A 16,125-nucleotide genomic window follows, 5' to 3' on the forward strand; every position below is an offset into this window, starting at 1 on the left:
ACGCGCATGTCCCCCTGCTCGCAGGCTCACACCACAAAGACCGGCCGGGGCAGGGCCGTGCGGCAGGGCGGCCGAGCGGTCAGGGCACTGCGTGGTCTTAGCTTTTCTACGTCTCGTAGTAGTTTGGACCGGGTCGGCGAGGGCCCTTTGGGCGCAGGAGGAGGTGCCGGGTGACAGGCGGTAGGAACGATCGTGGGGGGTCTCGGCGACGTGCGCGCGGGGAACTGGAAGGAGAGGTCCTGGCGGCCCTGTGGGCGGCCGGGGGGCCGGTGACGGTGGCAGTGGTGCACGAACGCCTGGGCGGTGACACGGCTTACACCACTGTGCTGACGATCCTGACGCGGCTGTGCGACAAGGGACTGGTGACCCGCCAACGCGAGGGACGCAGCCACGTGTACGCGCCCGTGCACGACCAACCGGGCCTTGCGGCGGCGGGGATGCACTCGCTGCTGGACGAGGGCGGGGACCGTGCGGCGGTCCTGGCGCGCTTCGTGTCGGACTTGTCGGCGGAGGACGAGCGGCTGCTGGAGCAGTTGCTGCACGGTGACGGCCCCTAGAAGTGGTGAGCCGTGTTCTGGCCGGTGCCGGTGTATCTGCCGCTGCTGCTGAGCGCGGTGCCGGCGCTCGCGGCTCCCTGGGCGGGACGCAGGCTGCCGCCGCGTGCGGGGGCGTGGGCGACGGTGTGCGCGGCGGTCGTGGCGGCCGGCACGTGGGCCACCGGGCCGGCGGTCCTGGCGTTCACCTCGGTCGGGCAGGTGCCGCTGGTGGCGGCGCAGGGGGCCGTGGTCGGTGGGTGCGCTGAGGGCTGAGGACCCGGTGGGCCAGGCGATCGCCGCGGTGTGTGCCGGGGTGGTGCTGGTCGCGGTGATCAGTGTGACCGTGGCGTCCTGGCGCCGCGGGCCGGCCCTGGTGCACGCCTGACGAGAGTGCCGGCACATTGCGGCGGGCGGGGACCTGGCCGTGGTCGATCCGGTACCGGCGGCGTTCGCCGTGCTCGGCATGCCCCGTACTTCGCGGGTCGCTGATTCAGGTCTGTGCCCAGCGTGGTTGTGTCACTTCGAGGCCGAGGAGGTCCAGCAGACGGAGGTGGATTCCTCGGCCCGCGCCGTGGGCTGATCTCCGAGATTTTTCCGCGAACTGCGTCGAGGATGTCGAAGACGCCGGACGTGCTTCTACCTACCCGTGAGAGCCCCCGCCGGGGGCGGGTACGACGAACCAGGAGCGGAACGATGAAGTACATGCTGCTGATGCAGTTCAGCGCGAAGAACACCGACTTCCCCAAGATCGACGAGTGGCAGCCCGAAGAGTTCCAGGCCCACATCCGCTTCATGCAGGACACCAATGCGGGCCTGTCTCGTTCCGGCGAGCTGGTCGACGCCCAGGGCCTGGCTATGCCGGAAACCGCGAAGATCGTCCGCTCGCACAGCGGCCGCGCTCCCGTGGTGACCGAGGGCCCGTTCGCGGAGTCGAAGGAGTGGGTGGCCGGCTGGTGGATCGTCGACTGCGAGAGCGAGCAGCGGGCCGTAGAGATCGCCGCCGCCGTCTCCGCCGCCCCCGGGCCAGGCGGACGGCCGCTGAACATGCCGATCGAGGTGCGCCAGGTGATGTCCGCGCCGCCCGCGGACCTGTGATCTCGGACGCGCCGATCTCGTACGAATCCTGAACCTGTCCGCGCGGTGCCCCCGGGCCACCTGTGACCATGGACGGGTGACCGCGCTCGAACCCGACGTCGAGGACCTGCTGCGCATGCTCGCGCCGCAGGTCCTCGGCGTGCTGACGCGCCGCTACGGCAACTTCGCCGCCGCCGAGGACGCCGTCCAGGAGGCGCTGCTGGACGCCGCCGCGCAGTGGCCGGACGAGGGCCTGCCCCGCAACCCGCGCGGCTGGCTCGTCCAGGTGGCGAACCGGCGGATGACGGAGCAGGCGCGCAGCGAGCAGGCGCGCCGCCGGCGCGAGGAGCTGGTGGCCGGGCAGGTCCCGGCCGACCGCCGCTCCGCGCCTGGCGCGGACGCGGACGACGAGGGCGCGCAGGACGACACGCTGACGCTGCTCTTCCTGTGCTGCCACCCCGTCCTCTCCCCTGCCTCGGCGATCGCGCTCACGCTGCGCTCGGTGGGCGGCCTGACGACGAGTGAGATCGCGCGGGCGTTCCTGGTGCCCGAGGCGACGATGGGTCAGCGCATCAGCCGGGCCAAGCAGCGGATCAAGTCCTCCGGCGTGCCGTTCCGGATGCCGGACGCGGCCGAGTGGCCGGCCCGGCTGGACGCGGTGCTGCACGTGCTCTACCTGATCTACAACGAGGGCTACGCCAGCAGCACCGGCTCCGAGCTGCGCCGCGTCGAGCTGGCGCACGAGGCGATCCGCCTCACCCGGGCGGTGCACGCGCTCCTGCCGGACGACGCCGAGGTCGCCGGACTGCTGGCACTGATGCTGCTGACCGAGGCGCGCGGGCCGGCACGCACCGGCCCGGACGGCGAGATCGTGCCGCTCGCCGAGCAGGACCGCAGCCGCTGGGACGCGGACGCGATCACTGAGGGCGTCGCGCTGGTCACCGCAGCCCTGCCGAGCGGGCCGGTCGGCCCGTACCAGGTGCAGGCGGCGATCACGGCCGTCCACGACGAGGCGCCGACGGCCGCCGAGACGGACTGGCCGCAGATCCTCGCCCTCTACGGGGTGCTGGCCCGGATCTCCGACAACCCGCTGATCACCCTGAACCGCGCCGTCGCCGTCGCGATGGTCGACGGCCCGGCGGCCGGCCTCGCGCTGCTGGCCGATCCCCCACCCGCGCTCGCCAGACACCACCGGCTCTTCGCGGTCCGCGCGCACCTGCACGAACTCGCAGGTGACCGTGACGCCGCCGTCGCCGACTACCGCGCGGCGGCGCACCGCACCGCCAGCCTCCCGGAGCGCCACCACCTCACCCTCCGCGCCGCCCGCCTGGCCGCGCAGACCGACGGCCCGACGCCGTCGCCACACCCCGGTGCGCACACGTCCCACCCGTCACGCTAGCCCCGTACTTTGCGGGTCACTGAATCAGGTCTGTGCCCAGCGTGGTTGTGCCACTTCAAGGCCGAGGAGGTCCAGCAGGTGGCGGTGGATTCCCCGGACCATGAGGACGGTGGGCGGGTCGGTGGCGTTGCCGATGCGCATTTGCAGGCGGCCCAGGTGGTAAAGGATCATCCGGCCGGTCGGCCGCACCCGCTGGCCGTTGGGGTACAGCCCGGCCATCCGGCCGTCGCCGTCGCGGTCCAGGGCCTGCCTGACCGGGCGCTCGATCAGGCAGAAGACCAGCAGGGCCAGGCAGATCACCTGGACGAGGGCGGCGACGCGGCGGTTGTGCTGGACGAATACCGGGGTGACCGCCAGCGGCCCCTTGAAGTCTCCGTAGCGGCGCTCGATACCGCCCTGGCCTGCCACCTCGCTCAGCCTGCGCGCCTACCTCGCCGAGAGCGACGCTGACGCCGAGAGATGCGCCGGCCGCCGCTGACGGACGCCGGTGCGGTGGACGCGGCAGTCAGGAGGCCGGGGTGTCCTGGTCCTCAGGGGCGGGATCCTCAGGGGCGGGAGATGACGGGGACACGTGGGCACTGCGGCAGTGAAAGTGACGTACGACTACGGCGGCGAGCGTGATGCCCACCGCGGCGAGCAGGTAGAGCTCGTAACGCTGGATGGCCGGGTAGAGGGTGCCGATGTGGTCTCCGGCAAGGCCGCCGAGGGTCACCCAGACACCCACCCACAGTGCCGCCCCCAGGGCGTTGAAGACGAGGAATCGGCGCCACGGCATTTCACTCAGGCCGGCGATGATGCCGTTGGCCTGGCGCAGGCCTTCGATGAAGCGGGCGACGGTGACGACCTTGCCGCCGTGGCGGGTGAAGAATGCCTCGGTCTTGGCGACGCGCGCCGGGGTGAGCAGCACGTAGCGGCCGTACCGGGTCACGAGGCGGTGGCCGCCGTAACGGCCGATGGCGTAACCGATGTTGTCGCCGCAGACGGCGGCGAGGAATGCGATCACGGCGACCGTGACGACGTTCAGCTGTCCGGCTCCCGCGTACACGGCGGCGGCGATCAGCACGGTCTCCCCGGGGACCGGCACGCCGAAGTCCTCCAGGAAGAGCAGGCCGCCGACCGCCGTGTAGCCCCAGTGGTCGAGGAGCGGGGCGAGGTCGGCGAACACGCCGGGCAAGGGAGGTGGGGTCATCGTGGATCACCTCTAGGGCCGAGGCTACCGGGTCGGCTGCGGAGCGGCGCCGGGCCCGGCGATCAGCAGCGGTCGTAGGGCGCCGCGGCCCAGGGCTTCGATCAGGGGCGTGGCGTAGCGGCGCAGCGCCAGGCTGGTGAGGAAGGCGACGGGCAGGGCGACGAGCGCGGAGCCGAGGACGTCGTGCGGGTAGTGCGCGCCGAGGTAGACCCGGGTGAAGCCCTCCACCACCGCGAACACGGCGGCGATGGCACACAGGCGGCGGTCGAGCAGGAAGAGCGCGGCCACGGTCGCGGCGGCGACGGTGGCGTGGCCGCTGGGGAAGGCGTAGTCGGACGGCCCGGGGCAGGCGTCGACGAGGTAGGCGTGGGGCATCGACCGGCAGGGCCGCGCCTCGGCGACGATCTTCTTGACCACCTCGGCGACGGCGAAGGCGGCCACGACGGCGACCGGTGCGCCCAGCGCGAGGGTCATCGCTTCCATGCCACGGCGGCGCGCCGCCCACCAGCCCGCGAGCATGAGTACGGCGAAGACGCCCAGGCCGAGATTGGTCCACAGCTCCAGAGGTGCGTTGAGCCACCTGGTATCGCGGGCCAAGCCGGTGACGGAGGTGAACAGCGAGCCGTCGATGCCGGATCCGTCAAAGGCGAGCTGTGCGGTGGCGGGCACGATCATGGATGGATGTCCTTCCGTGTGAACACCCGGCGACGCGGAGCGGCCCACGCCGTCGGTCAGCCCCTCGTCCCGTTGACGCACCAGTGACGTCAAGGTGAAGCGACAGTGACTGCCGCCCCAACTTACTACATGTTGTAGAAGCAAGGTCGGCGGGTGATCCGTCGGCCGGATCACACCTGGTCGCCCCGTCACCGGGCCCGTCCGTGGCTGGGCTTACGGGGCGGGAGGCCGCGATGGGCGGCCGTAGTAGTGGACGAAGCGGACGGTTGAGACCGCGAACACTGCGGGGCCCTGCGGATCGTCGAGGTTCACCGTTCTCGCGAGAGGGACGCAGCCCCGGAGCGGTGAGCGTCATGCCCGCCCAGTGGTGGCCCGGCGAGAATCTCCGGGCCACGCGCTCTCCGAGTGCAGCGGGCGAGCAGGCGAGCCCGGCCGGCAGAAGGAGCGTGCCTCCGGGCAGGAAAACGCCGAGGACCGGCAGTCCGGTCTCGGTGAAGACCACCAGCACCGCCCACGCGCCGTACTTCGACAGCATCGCGGATCCAGCGCCCCCGATGGGACGAGGCGCCGTCGACCGCGCTCCCATGCTCCCCGTTCCCGCATCCCATCCTATTTCGACATCTTGTAGTAGATTCGCCGGCGAGCCTCCTGTCGCCCGGCAGACCCGGAGCACGAACCCGAACTCCACGCCCCCTGCCTGCCGTTCTCCAATTCCTACATCATGTAGTAGTTTCTGGTGTCGGCGCCCCCGGCAATCGAGTTGCCCGTTCGGGCGCGTATCCCGTCAGGAGGCTGATCGACGTGCCCCACCGTGACGATCTGGTGCCGGAGTCGGCACTGTCGTCGTCGTCCGCCGCGCCGCCCAAGGGCTCAGGGCCCCGGCGGATCGCGATCATCTCCGCGAGTGTCGGCGCGGGACACGACGGGGCGGCCGCGGGCTTGGCCGACCGGCTGACCGCGCACGGATTCCTGGTCGACCGGCACGACTTCCTCGACCTGCTGCCCGCCCGGGCGGGCAGGCTGCTCTGCGACACCTACCACCACCTGTTGGCCTGGGCGCCGGCCGGCTACCAGCGCCTGTACGCGGCGACCGAGCACGCCTCGCGCCCCGGCGCGGTGTGGCGGGCGCTCTTCCGCAGCGCCGAACAGCCCACGCTGCGGGCGCTCCAGCCGGACACGTGCGCGGTCATCTCGACCTACCCAGGGGCCGGCCAGGTCCTCGGCGCGCTGCGGCGGCGCGGTCTGCTGACGGTACCGGCCTTCACCTACCTGACCGACTTCTCCGTCCACGCCCTGTGGGTCGCCCCCGGCATCGACGCCCACCTGGCCGTGCACGCAATACCCGCGGCTCAGGCCCACGCGCAGGGCGCAGCCGCCGTCACCGTCGCCGGCCCCGTCACCGATCCCCGCTTCACCCCCGCCACCGGCGGCGAGCGCTCCGCCGCGCGCGCCCGGTTCGGACTGCCCGAGCACTCACCGCTGGCCTTGCTGGTCGCGGGCTCCTGGGGAGTCGGCCCGGTGCGGCGGGCCGCCGCCGAGATCCGGGAGACGGGGGTGGCGGTGCCGGTGGTGGTGTGCGGACGGAACCACGCCCTCGCCGAGCAACTGCGGCAAGACGGCATCGAGCACGCCTTCGGCTGGGTGGAGGACATGCCGGGCCTGATGCACGCCTGCGACGTCTTGGTCCAGAACGCCGGCGGACTGACCTCGCTGGAGGCCTTCGCCACCGGACTGCCAGTGGCCAGCTACCGCTGTATCCCCGGCCACGGCCGCGCCAACGCCCAGGCTCTGCAGGAGGCCGGTCTCGCGACCTGGATCCGAACGCCCGAGGAGCTGGGCCCCGTACTCACCGAACTCCTGCACGGTCCGCGCGGCATCGCCCAACGCGCGGCAGGAATCGCCCTGCACCGGTCCGCCCCCGGCCCGGTGCCCGCCATCGCCGCAAGAACCGGACACCGACCGCTCCAACCACCTGCATCGTCGCAGGCAGTACGCCGCACGGGCAGGCGGCGGCTCGCCCTGACCGCCGCCACCGCGGCGGCCACCCTCTCGCTGGGTGTTGCCGCCCCGCTCGTCTACGCCTACTCCGAAGCCCCCGCCCGCTTCACCGCAGTAGCTCACTACCTGGACGGAGACAGGCGATGACGCCGGCCCGCCCCGCCCTGGCCGCCTCGGCCGCGGTCCTGTCCGCCCTTGCCGCACTGCACGCGGCACCCGTGATCTCCACCTTCGGACCGCTGCGCAACAGGGCCATGCCGCGCCTGTCCGGGCAGGGCCGCCCGGACCACATCGCCCTCACCTTCGACGACGGCCCCGACCATCTGTCCACCCCGCACTTCCTCGGCCTCCTCGAGGCTCGTGGGGTCCGCGCCACCTTCTTCCTGCTCGGCTCGATGCTGGTCCGCTCACCCGGGCTGGCGAAAGAGATGGCCGCCGCCGGGCACGAGATCGCCGTCCACGGCTGGCGCCACCGCCCCCTGCTGGTGCGCGGCCCCCGAGCCACCTACGACGACCTCGCCCGCGCCCGCGACGCGGTGGCCGACGTCACCGGCCGGTCACCGGTCCTCTTCCGGCCCCCGTACGGAGTGATGACCACCTCCGCCCATCTCGCCTGCCGCCGCCTCGACTTGACCCCCGTGCTGTGGACCTGCTGGGGCGAGGACTGGCGCAGGCGGGCCACCCCCCGATCCGTCCAGGACACCGTCCTGAAGGACCTGCGCGGCGGCGGCACCATCCTGCTGCACGATTCCGACTGCACTTCCGCCACCGGCTCCTGGCGCACCACCCTGCGGGCACTGCCCTACATCCTCGACGCCTGCCAAACCCGCGGCTGGCAGGTCGGCCCCCTGCGCGAGCACGGCGTCCCCGGCCTGCCCGGCGCAGCCACCCCCCGGCACGATCCACTTCGGCCGACCGGCTCTCCGACCAGCCCGTAGGCGAGCAACCCGCCCAGCACCAGCACCAGCACCGAGGTGACCGCGCGTTACGAAGTTTGGTGCGGTGTCCGTCTGCGGCTAGCCTGGGCTGCTGCGAAGGGGAGTAGCCCCGCAACACCGGTCGTCGACACACTGGAATCCAGCGCCGGGTTCCCGGTGACCGGGCCCACACCGTGCGCGTGTGGGCGGGCGAGACCTTCGGCCCTTTGTCGACGACGTATGCGTGTCGGCGGGGTCGAAGCTGCCGCCGTCTCCTCGCTCGCGGTCGTCTCGAGTCCCCGCCGGTACGGGAAGGCTGGAACGAGACCGGTGGTTCACTTCATTCTCTTGATCGCCTGTGCGGTGGCGATCTATCTCTCCTGTGAGTGGTTCGTCAATGCCGTGGAGTGGCTGGGCGAAACCCTGAACGTGGGCAGGATGGCGGTCGGCACGATCCTGGCCGCCTTCGGCACGGCGCTGCCCGAGTCCGTGGTCACCCTGGTCGCGGTCACCACCGGAGCCACACCGGAGGCCAAGAACATCGGCGTCGGTGCCGCGATGGGCGGCCCGCTGGCGCTGGCCACCGTCGCCTACGGCGTCACCGGTGCCATGCTGCTGCTCAAGCGCCGCAAGGAGCGCACTCCGGCACTCGTCGCTGCGGGGGGCGTGGGCCCTGACGGCTCCGGCCCACGGACCGGTGACACCGAGCAGGCCGTCGGCAGCGAAAAGGACATGAAGCGGCTGGCCAAGGACCAGAAGTGGTTCCTGCCGATCTTCGTCGTGAAGGTGGCGCTCGGCCTGGTCGCCTTCTCCTTCAAGCCCGCGCTCGGCCTGCTGTTCTTCGCCGCGTACGCGGTCTACTTCTGGCGCGAGATCCGCGGCGGCCACGACGAGGACAGTGAGGGGGTGGAGCTGGAGCCTCTGAAGTTCCAGCCCAGGGCCGCCTCCCCCGCCACCTGGGCGGTGGCCGCCCAGACGCTGGTCACCCTGGCGGTGATCTTCTTCGCCTCACAGCTGTTCGTGAAGCAACTGGACGCCATCGGCCCGATGATCGGGCTGTCCGCCTCGGTCACCGCGCTGCTGCTCTCCCCGATCGCGACCGAACTGCCGGAGATCATGAACGCGGTGATCTGGGTACGCCAGGGCAAGACCAAGCTGGCACTGGCCAACATCTCGGGCGCGATGATGATCCAGGCCACCGTCCCCTCCGGCCTGGGCCTCCTGTTCACCACCTGGCACTTCGACGGCGCCCTGCTGTGGTCCGGACTGATCACCATGGCGGCGATCGTCTACCTGCTGCTGACCATGCGCGCTCACAAGCTCACTCCGGCACGCCTCGCGGTCGCGGCCGGCTTCTACGTGCTCTTCGCACTCGGCCTGATCCCCATCCTCAGCTGACCCGGCTCCCCGGTGCCGCCGCCCGGACCCGGGCGGCGGCACCGGGGGGATCGCGCCGAACTACCCAGCCCACCGCCTCCGGAGCCGGAGTTGTACCTGGCATGCACAGCGACCCGACGGATCCCAGCACGCCGACCCGCCGACCAACGCCTTCATCCCGGTACCTGGGTGCTGGGCCTGCGTCGTCATCGCATCGGCGGCAACAGCAGCCCGGCGCGCAGAAGGAGGCCCGTCCCTCCGTGACCGGCTGTCCGTGACCGCCAGCGGGATACGGCACCGCATGGCGACCTCGGCGGCGCCGGGGATGCTGCTGACCTGGGTCATCAGCGAGGCCAGCGGGCAGTGCGGGCCCTGCGCCTTGTAGCGGGCGATGACGGCCTTGCGCCAGCGGCCCCACGCGGCCCAGGAGTCCAGGGCGCCGAGGTAGGGCTGCGGGTCCTCCAGTACCAGGTCGGCCTCGAATCGGGCGACCTCGAGGAACAGCTCTTCCTTGCCTCCCGGAAAGTGGTGGAAGAGCTGGCTCTTGCTCGTCCGCGTCACCTCGCGGATGTCGTCGAGGGTCGCGTTGCCCGGGTCGGTGCCGCGCAGATGGGCGGCCGCCCCTCGAGAATCCGCTGCCGTGTCGCCGTGCCCTTGGTGGTCAGCGCCGTGGCTCGAGCATACCCGTGCAGGTTGGACCCATCAGTCCATTTTGCTTTATTTCTTGGACTTGCTGGTCCAAAAAAGTCTTCCTACTGTCGTTGCTGTCATCCCGACAGCCACCACACCGAGGAGACTCACATGAGCACTGATCCCGGACAGGTCGTCGCCGACTTCGTCGCCGCCTTCGCGAGCAAGGACGTCGAGCGCCTGGCCCTCTTCCTCCACCCCGACGTCGAGTTCGAGGCCTACGGCGAGTCGCCCATCATCGGCCGCGACGCGCTGCTCGCAATGTGGGCCGGCGTCTTCGCCAACTTCGAGCAGGTCGACTTCTCGACCGTGCACCAGGCCGTGAACGGCGAGGTCGTCCTCGAGGAGCAGATCCACGGCCTCGCGCTTCCAGGCCGCGGTCTGGCCCCGATCAAGAACGTCGCGGTCTACCGCGTCAGCGAGGGCCTGATCACCGAGTGGCGTGACTACACCAACCCGCAGTACGCCCAGACGCTTCTGTGACCCCCCGCCGCCGACGCGGATCCCTCCTCCACCTCACCCGTCTCTTCCATCACTCGGCCTCCCGGCTGGAGGGGAACCCCTGTGTCTTCCACTGTCGGACCGGTCGCCGACGAGGCGCCCGCCCCCCACCTCGTCGCCGGGCAGCCGCCCGCACGCCGAGGTGCCACGATCGGCATCGCGATCCTGCTGCTCGTGCAGCTCATGATCATCCTCGACTCCACGATCGTGAACGTCGCCCTGCCGGGCATCGCCTCCGACCTGCACTTCGGCGCCGCCTCACTGTCCTGGGTGCTCAACGGCTACGTCCTCGCGTACGGCGGCCTGCTGCTGCTCGGCGGCCGCCTCGGCGACGTCCTCGGCCGCCGTCAGATGTTCGTGATCGGTCTGGCCGTCTTCACCCTTTTTTCGCTGCTGAGCGGCCTGGCACCGTCGGCCGGGCTGCTGGTCGCTGCCCGCGCGCTCCAGGGCGTCGGCGGCGCGCTCGCTGCGCCGCAGGTACTGGCCCTGCTGACCGCCAACGCGCCGAACGACGCGGCGCGCAACCGCGCCATCGCGCTCTTCTCCTCGATGTCGGCCATCGGCGGCACGCTCGGCTACGTCCTCGGCGGCTTGCTGACCGACGTCGCCTCCTGGCGCTGGACACTCTTCATCAACGTCCCGTTGGGCATCATCGCGCTGGCCACCGCCAGGCGCTACGTCGCCAAGACCCCGCGCCGCCACGGCCGGTTCGACTTCGTCGGCGCCGTCTCGGCGACCGGTGCGGCCGTCGCCCTCGTCTGGGCGCTCACCGGCGCCCCGGACCACGGGTGGGGCTCGGCCCAGACGATCCTGGGTCTCGTGGCCGGCGCCGCACTCCTCGGCGTCTTCTTCGTCGCCGAGAGCCGGGTCCCGCACCCGCTGCTGCACCTGGGCCTGCTCAAGAGCCCGTCCTCATCGAGGCGGGACCGTCCACATTTTTGGACTTGTGAGTCCATTTTCTGAACGTCACAGTGTCACCACTGACACTCACCCTCTCGAGGAGCGATTGTGAACCACTATTACTTGCTCGGCCGCTCCGGACTCCGCGTGAGCCGCCTCGCGCTGGGCACCATGAACTTCGGCGTCGACGGCTTCCACGCGGCGTACGGCAGGACGGAGGAGGAGGCCGAGCCGATCTTCCGGCGCTACGTCGAGTCCGGCGGCAACTTCATCGACACCGCCGACTTCTACACCGCCGGTGAGAGCGAGCGGATCCTCGGCCGGCTCATCACGAAGGCCGGCAACCGCGAGCGGCTCGTGCTCACCAGCAAGTACACCACACCATCGACCCCTCCGACCCGAACGCCAGCGGCAACGGCCGCAAGCACATGATCCGGGCGCTGGAGGCGTCGCTGCGCCGGCTCGGCACGGACTACCTCGACCTCTACCTGCTCCACACCTGGGACCGGATCACCCCGGTCGAGGAGGTCGTCCAGACCTTCGATGACCTGGTCCGGGCAGGCAAGATCCGGTACGCCGGACTCTCCGACGTCCCCGCCTGGTACGCCGCCCGCGCGCAGAGCTACGCCGAGGCGCACGGCCTCACGCCCATGGTCACGGTGCAGCTGCCGTACTCCCTGGCGGACCGCGGCATCGAGGCGGAGTACGTGCCGATGGCGCAGACCCTGGGCATGGGCCTCACCGTGTTCAGCCCGCTCGGCGGCGGCCTGCTCACGGGGAAGTACAAGCGCACCGAGACCGGCATCGTCGGCGAGGGCCGGATCAGCAACCCCGATGCGCCCGGCCGGCCGGTCACCGACCACGACTGGGCCGTCGTCGAGGCGCTGGGGACGGTCTCCGACGGCCTCGGCAGGCCCATGGCCCAGGTGGCGCTCAACTGGGCGCTGACCCGGCCGGGAATCTCCTCGCTCGTGATCGGTGCGAGCAGCGTCTCCCAGCTGGACGGCAACCTCGCCGCACTCGACTTCGAGATCCCCGCCGACGCGCGGGCCCAGCTGGAGCAGGCCAGCGCACCCGCCACGGCCTCGGTCTACGGCATGTTCACGCCGGAGTACCAGTCGTGGGTGGTGAGCCCCGGCCTCGGCATCGGCGACAAGCCGGCGAGCTTCCAGCAGCCGGTGTGGAACGCCGGCGGGGTGGCTGCGCGATGAACGCGGACCAGGACATGGGCAGTCACCGCGTGCCACCGTTCGACCCGAAGCTGATCGAGGCGCTCGAGTCGCTCGAGGTGAGCCCGGCCTCCGTCTCGTTCACCGACGAGACGCTGCCCATGCTGCGCGCCGCGACCGCGCTGGGGCAGCAGGCCATCGCCGACGAGCTCGCTCGCCACGGGGTGGAGCTCACCGATCATGTCATCGACGGGCCGCGCGGGGAGATCGTGCTCTCGCGCCTCGCGCCGCAGGGCGGGGTCACCTCGGCGCCCGCGGTGTACTTCATACACGGCGGCGGCATGCTCATCGGCGACCGTTTCTGCACGATGTCCTTCTACAACCTGGTCGACCTGGTCGCCACGCTCGGTCTCGTCGTCCTGACGGTGGAGTACCGCATGGCGCCCGAACATCCGGGACGCGCGGCGGTCGACGACTGCTACGCCGGCCTGGCGTGGCTCGGCGAGCACGCTGCACAGCTCGGTGTCGATCCGTCGCGCATCATTCTTGCCGGTACGTCGGGCGGCGGCGGTCTCGCCGCCGGTACCGCCCTGCTGGCCCGCGACGTCGGCGGCCCGCGCCTGCTCGCACAGGTGCTGTGGTGCCCGCAGGTGGACGACCGAAGCGACTCCGTCTCGGCACGGCAGTTCGGGAAGGACGCCTCCACCGGTGTGACCTGGAGCCGGGAGGACCACCAGTACGCCTGGAACACGATCCTCGGTCAGGGGCATGAGGACCAGGACGTCAGCATCTACCTCGCCGCGAACCGTGCGACGGACCTCAGCGGCCTGCCGCCGGCCTTCATCGACGTCGGCGCCAACGACGTCTTCCGGGACCCGGCGGTCGAGTACGCCTCCAAGCTCTGGGCCTCCGGCGTCGCCACTGAGCTGCACGTCTGGCCCGGGGGCCTTCCACGGCTTCGAGGCGCTCTTCCCCGACGTTCCGGTATCGACGGCGGCCCGGTCGGTGCAGACGGGATGGATCCGCCGCATCCTCGGGCAGGGCGCGTGATGCCCGAGGCGATCCGCGACAGACACATGACCAACCCCGGGGATGCAGTGTGCAGTTGAGGGTGGAGCGAGCCCAATAGGCTGCGACGATGGAACACGTAAGCGAGATGCCCGAGGGCCTCGTCCAGCCCGCAGGTCCGGCCCAGGCGAATGACTACGACAGCTTCGCCGAGGCGTACTCGGCGGAGAACGAGAACAGCCTCATAAACGCGTACTACGAGCGGCCCGCGATGGTAGCCCTCGCCGGAGACGTGGCCGGCCGCCGGATCCTGGACGCCGGCTGCGGCTCGGGCCCGCTGTCCGCTGCGCTACGCGACCGCGGTGCGGTCGTCACCGGCATCGACGCCAGTGCCGGGATGCTGGCGTTGGCCAGGCGGCGGCTCGGTGACGACGCGGCCCTGCACCTGGTCGACCTGAGCGACCCTCTGCCGTTCGCCGACGGTGCGTTCGACGACGTGGTCGCGTCGCTGGTGCTGCACTACCTGGAGGACTGGGGGCCGACGCTGGCCGAGATGCGACGAGTGCTCAGGCCCGGTGGCCGGCTGATCGCGTCGGTGGACCATCCTTTCGTGGCCTACACGATCCAGGACCCCCGGCCCGACTACTTTGCGACCACCAGCTATGCCTTCGACTGGACGTTCGACGGGCAGTCCGTCCCGATGAAGTTCTGGCGCAGGCCGTTGCACGCGATGATCGACGCCTTCACCACCGCCGGCTTCCGCCTCGCCGTCATCAGCGAGCCGCAGCCCGAACCGGCCGCCCGCGAGTTGTTCCCCGACGACTTCCATGCCCTCTCGACCAAAACCACCTTCCTGTTCTTCGTCGTCGAGGTTCCCCCGCCCGCACTGTGAGCCGGAAGTGAGACCGGCCGGGTCAGAGCGCACGAACTGGCACTGGATGTTTCCTCAACGCCCGAACACTCCCCAACCGGGCCGACTCGGCCCCCTGTTGGATGGCCCCCTGGTTGATCTTCCCCAGGTGCTGCTGAGGGATGGACCGAACATCCTGGGCTTGGTTCCCCACCCAATCGGGTGGCGTCGCTCAGCGTGCCGGGATGGCGAGGCGGGCTGCGGCAAGTCTGCGTGAGCAACGGCCGCCTGTGACGACGCATGGGCCACTTCGAAGCGAAGCGTTCTGCTGTCGGCCAAGACTGTCGCGCCCCCATGGCATGGGCGACAGGATCGTCACATGCAGCCGACCTTCGTTCTTGTGCACAGCCCCTCCGTGGGTCCCTCGACCTGGCGCCCGGTGGCCGAGCAGTTGACAGCGGCGGGATACCAGGTACGGGTGCCGTCCCTGCTGCACGCAGGGGCCAGTGCCCCGCCCTTCTGGCCCCACATCGTCAGCGCCGTCCACGACGACCTCCAGCAGGTCCCGGCCGGCAGCCCGGTCACGTTGGTGGCACACAGCAACGCAGGCTTGTTCCTCCCACTGATTCGCTCGGGCCTCGACCATCCGGTAACAAGCTCGATCTTCGTCGATGCCGCACTACCGGCGCGGATCGGACCGACCCCCGTCGCCACACCCGAGTTGCTGGAGTTCCTCAGTCCGATGGCTGTGAACGGCAGGCTGCCCCGCTGGACCGATTGGTGGGACGAGGCCGACGTTGCACCCATGTTCTCCGATCCGAAGGTGCGAGAAACCGTCATTGAGGAGCAGCCCACCCTGCCGCTGTCCTACTACGAGCAGCACATCCCGGTCCCCGACGGCTGGGACGACCACCCCTGTTCCTACCTGCTGTTCGGCCCTCCGTATGACGACCTTGCCGCCGAGGCACGCGAACGCGGCTGGCGTGTGGCACACCTGCCCGGCGCACACCTCCATCAGATCATCGATCCTGCCGGCACGGCCCGGCACCTCATCGAGCTCGCCACTACGGCTTGATCCACTTCCGATACGCGCCACAGTTCGCGGCTCCATTTCGCCGAAGTGCGGTCCGCGTGGCTCCCGACGAGGTCCGCGAGGATACGGCTGGTCCTGGCGAAGCGGACATGGGCGCCTTGGCGAACGGCCAGGTGGCCGAGGGCCTGGGCGATGTGGGTCTCGCCGACGCCGACCGGGCCGAAGACGATGACCGACTCACCCGCGTGCAGCCGGCGCAGGGCTCCCGGGTCCCGGATCTGAGCCGCGGGCAGCTTCCATGATGCGGTGAAGTCGAACTCCTCCCGGGTGGATTGTTGCTCGAACTTCGCCCGCTGCAGGCGTCGTTGAATGGCGGCGGTCTCACAGGGGGTGATCTCGTCCTGGCAGAGGACTTGGAGGAAGCCGAGGTGGCCGAGTTCGCCGCCGTGGACCCGGGCCAGGAGGGCGTCGAGACCGTCGCAGGGCTTTGAGCGACTCGCGCAGGACGGCGTCCATCACGGTCATCGGGCTTCCACCTCGGCTCCGTCGTGCACCTGGTCGTCGTGGGCGTCGTCCGCCGAGCACCCCAACCCGCACCTACCTGGTGTCGGACCACGGCTCGTTGTTCGGCGACCGCCGCATCGTCTTCCGCAGCTCCGCCCCGGCTGGTTCCGTCGTCCGCGTCAACGTCGACGGCCAGCCCGCCCGTCCGCGCGCTGCTCGCCGACACGCCGCCGAACAGCCATCTCCTTGGTATCGAGCCGCCGCCAGTTACCTGTAGCCGCATGCCCCATCAGCTCACTTTGCGC

At 70.7% G+C, this 16,125-nt stretch carries 19 protein-coding genes; 14 read left to right on the forward strand and 5 right to left on the reverse strand.

The genetic code is table 11. The features are described from left to right. Nucleotides 1-170: 170 nt before the first annotated feature. From IEZ19_RS42990 to IEZ19_RS43005, 4 genes are all read left to right on the forward strand, one after another. Nucleotides 171-557 (forward strand): BlaI/MecI/CopY family transcriptional regulator, encoded by a 387-nt coding sequence (locus tag IEZ19_RS42990; protein ID WP_189316846.1) that lies wholly within the window; start codon nt 171-173, stop codon nt 555-557. A 12-nt stretch (nt 558-569) separates the two neighbouring features. Then, on the forward strand, nt 570-809 hold the full coding sequence (locus IEZ19_RS42995; RefSeq protein ID WP_189316847.1) for a hypothetical protein: 240 nt from the start codon (nt 570-572) through the stop codon (nt 807-809). A gap of 420 nt (nt 810-1,229) precedes the next feature. Continuing rightward, nucleotides 1,230-1,631 carry a YciI family protein gene (locus IEZ19_RS43000; RefSeq protein ID WP_189316848.1) on the forward strand — a complete coding sequence of 134 codons (402 nt, stop codon included), beginning with the start codon at nt 1,230-1,232 and terminating at the stop codon, nt 1,629-1,631. 76 nt (nt 1,632-1,707) lie between these two features. Then, nucleotides 1,708-3,009, forward strand: a complete 1,302-nt coding sequence (locus IEZ19_RS43005) for an RNA polymerase sigma factor (protein WP_268248756.1) — start codon at nt 1,708-1,710, stop codon at nt 3,007-3,009. A 24-nt stretch (nt 3,010-3,033) separates the two neighbouring features. On the opposite strand, the gene IEZ19_RS51790 is transcribed toward IEZ19_RS43005, so the two are convergent. The 3 genes from IEZ19_RS51790 to IEZ19_RS43020 all read right to left on the reverse strand — a co-directional run bounded on the left by IEZ19_RS51790 (nt 3,034) and on the right by IEZ19_RS43020 (nt 4,873). Further along, entirely contained in the window at nt 3,034-3,417 is a 384-nt protein-coding gene (locus tag IEZ19_RS51790) for a hypothetical protein (protein ID WP_229841504.1), read from the reverse strand. 97 nt (nt 3,418-3,514) lie between these two features. Then, a complete protein-coding gene (locus IEZ19_RS43015) occupies nt 3,515-4,198 on the reverse strand; it encodes a DedA family protein (protein WP_189316849.1) in 684 nt (227 codons plus the stop codon). A gap of 24 nt (nt 4,199-4,222) precedes the next feature. Then, on the reverse strand, nt 4,223-4,873 hold the full coding sequence (locus IEZ19_RS43020; RefSeq protein WP_189316850.1) for a phosphatase PAP2 family protein: 651 nt from the start codon (nt 4,871-4,873) through the stop codon (nt 4,223-4,225). An 801-nt stretch (nt 4,874-5,674) separates the two neighbouring features. Between IEZ19_RS43020 and IEZ19_RS43025 the strand changes: the two genes are divergently transcribed. From IEZ19_RS43025 to IEZ19_RS43035, 3 genes are all read left to right on the forward strand, one after another. Continuing rightward, nucleotides 5,675-7,018 (forward strand): MGDG synthase family glycosyltransferase, encoded by a 1,344-nt coding sequence (locus IEZ19_RS43025; protein ID WP_308429079.1) that lies wholly within the window; start codon nt 5,675-5,677, stop codon nt 7,016-7,018. After that, nucleotides 7,015-7,809 (forward strand): polysaccharide deacetylase family protein, encoded by a 795-nt coding sequence (locus IEZ19_RS43030; RefSeq protein ID WP_189316851.1) that lies wholly within the window; start codon nt 7,015-7,017, stop codon nt 7,807-7,809. The genes IEZ19_RS43025 and IEZ19_RS43030 overlap by 4 nt, the downstream gene beginning before the upstream one ends. A gap of 309 nt (nt 7,810-8,118) precedes the next feature. Then, nucleotides 8,119-9,186: a sodium:calcium antiporter gene (locus tag IEZ19_RS43035; protein WP_189316852.1), complete on the forward strand. Its 1,068-nt coding sequence runs from the start codon at nt 8,119-8,121 to the stop codon at nt 9,184-9,186. A 60-nt stretch (nt 9,187-9,246) separates the two neighbouring features. On the opposite strand, the gene IEZ19_RS53220 is transcribed toward IEZ19_RS43035, so the two are convergent. Further along, complete coding sequence (locus IEZ19_RS53220) at nt 9,247-9,726, reverse strand: hypothetical protein (RefSeq protein WP_308429080.1); 480 nt, start codon at nt 9,724-9,726, stop codon at nt 9,247-9,249. Nucleotides 9,727-9,966: 240 nt separating this feature from the next. Here IEZ19_RS53220 and IEZ19_RS43045 point away from each other — a divergent pair, with 240 nt between their 5' ends. From IEZ19_RS43045 to IEZ19_RS43070, 7 genes are all read left to right on the forward strand, one after another. Further along, a complete protein-coding gene (locus IEZ19_RS43045; RefSeq protein ID WP_189316853.1) occupies nt 9,967-10,338 on the forward strand; it encodes a nuclear transport factor 2 family protein in 372 nt (123 codons plus the stop codon). A gap of 81 nt (nt 10,339-10,419) precedes the next feature. Beyond that, nucleotides 10,420-11,319 (forward strand): MFS transporter, encoded by a 900-nt coding sequence (locus tag IEZ19_RS43050; protein WP_229841505.1) that lies wholly within the window; start codon nt 10,420-10,422, stop codon nt 11,317-11,319. A gap of 45 nt (nt 11,320-11,364) precedes the next feature. Next, complete coding sequence (locus IEZ19_RS52790) at nt 11,365-11,688, forward strand: aldo/keto reductase (RefSeq protein ID WP_268248757.1); 324 nt, start codon at nt 11,365-11,367, stop codon at nt 11,686-11,688. After that, on the forward strand, nt 11,685-12,467 hold the full coding sequence (locus IEZ19_RS43055) for an aldo/keto reductase (RefSeq protein WP_268248758.1): 783 nt from the start codon (nt 11,685-11,687) through the stop codon (nt 12,465-12,467). The genes IEZ19_RS52790 and IEZ19_RS43055 overlap by 4 nt, the downstream gene beginning before the upstream one ends. Further along, nucleotides 12,464-13,534, forward strand: a complete 1,071-nt coding sequence (locus tag IEZ19_RS43060; RefSeq protein ID WP_229841507.1) for an alpha/beta hydrolase fold domain-containing protein — start codon at nt 12,464-12,466, stop codon at nt 13,532-13,534. Before IEZ19_RS43055 ends, IEZ19_RS43060 begins: the two co-directional genes overlap by 4 nt. 29 nt (nt 13,535-13,563) lie before the next feature. After that, the gene (locus IEZ19_RS43065) at nt 13,564-14,325 is read left to right on the forward strand and encodes a class I SAM-dependent methyltransferase (protein ID WP_189316854.1); all 762 of its coding nucleotides are present in this window, start codon (nt 13,564-13,566) and stop codon (nt 14,323-14,325) included. Nucleotides 14,326-14,662: 337 nt separating this feature from the next. Next, entirely contained in the window at nt 14,663-15,358 is a 696-nt protein-coding gene (locus tag IEZ19_RS43070; protein ID WP_189316855.1) for a lipase family protein, read from the forward strand. On the opposite strand, the gene IEZ19_RS43075 is transcribed toward IEZ19_RS43070, so the two are convergent. After that, nucleotides 15,298-15,777 (reverse strand): ATP-binding protein, encoded by a 480-nt coding sequence (locus IEZ19_RS43075; protein ID WP_506005012.1) that lies wholly within the window; start codon nt 15,775-15,777, stop codon nt 15,298-15,300. The two genes, IEZ19_RS43070 and IEZ19_RS43075, sit on opposite strands and share 61 nt — an antisense overlap. Nucleotides 15,778-16,125: the final 348 nt, after the last annotated feature.

Source organism: Streptomyces brasiliensis (assembly GCF_014647875.1).
Taxonomy (GTDB): Bacteria; Actinomycetota; Actinomycetes; order Streptomycetales; family Streptomycetaceae; genus Streptomyces; species Streptomyces brasiliensis.

Bases quoted from the DNA above. Each gene is read 5' to 3' on its own strand.
- IEZ19_RS43000 (WP_189316848.1), top strand. From the start codon at position 1,230: ATGAAGTACATGCTGCTGATGCAGTTCAGCGCGAAGAACACCGACTTC.
- IEZ19_RS43015 (WP_189316849.1), bottom strand. From the start codon at position 4,198: ATGACCCCACCTCCCTTGCCCGGCGTGTTCGCCGACCTCGCCCCGCTC.
- IEZ19_RS43020 (WP_189316850.1), bottom strand. From the start codon at position 4,873: ATGATCGTGCCCGCCACCGCACAGCTCGCCTTTGACGGATCCGGCATC.
- IEZ19_RS43030 (WP_189316851.1), top strand. From the start codon at position 7,015: ATGACGCCGGCCCGCCCCGCCCTGGCCGCCTCGGCCGCGGTCCTGTCC.
- IEZ19_RS43045 (WP_189316853.1), top strand. From the start codon at position 9,967: ATGAGCACTGATCCCGGACAGGTCGTCGCCGACTTCGTCGCCGCCTTC.
- IEZ19_RS43055 (WP_268248758.1), top strand. From the start codon at position 11,685: ATGATCCGGGCGCTGGAGGCGTCGCTGCGCCGGCTCGGCACGGACTAC.
- IEZ19_RS43060 (WP_229841507.1), top strand. From the start codon at position 12,464: ATGAACGCGGACCAGGACATGGGCAGTCACCGCGTGCCACCGTTCGAC.
- IEZ19_RS43065 (WP_189316854.1), top strand. From the start codon at position 13,564: ATGGAACACGTAAGCGAGATGCCCGAGGGCCTCGTCCAGCCCGCAGGT.
- IEZ19_RS43070 (WP_189316855.1), top strand. From the start codon at position 14,663: ATGCAGCCGACCTTCGTTCTTGTGCACAGCCCCTCCGTGGGTCCCTCG.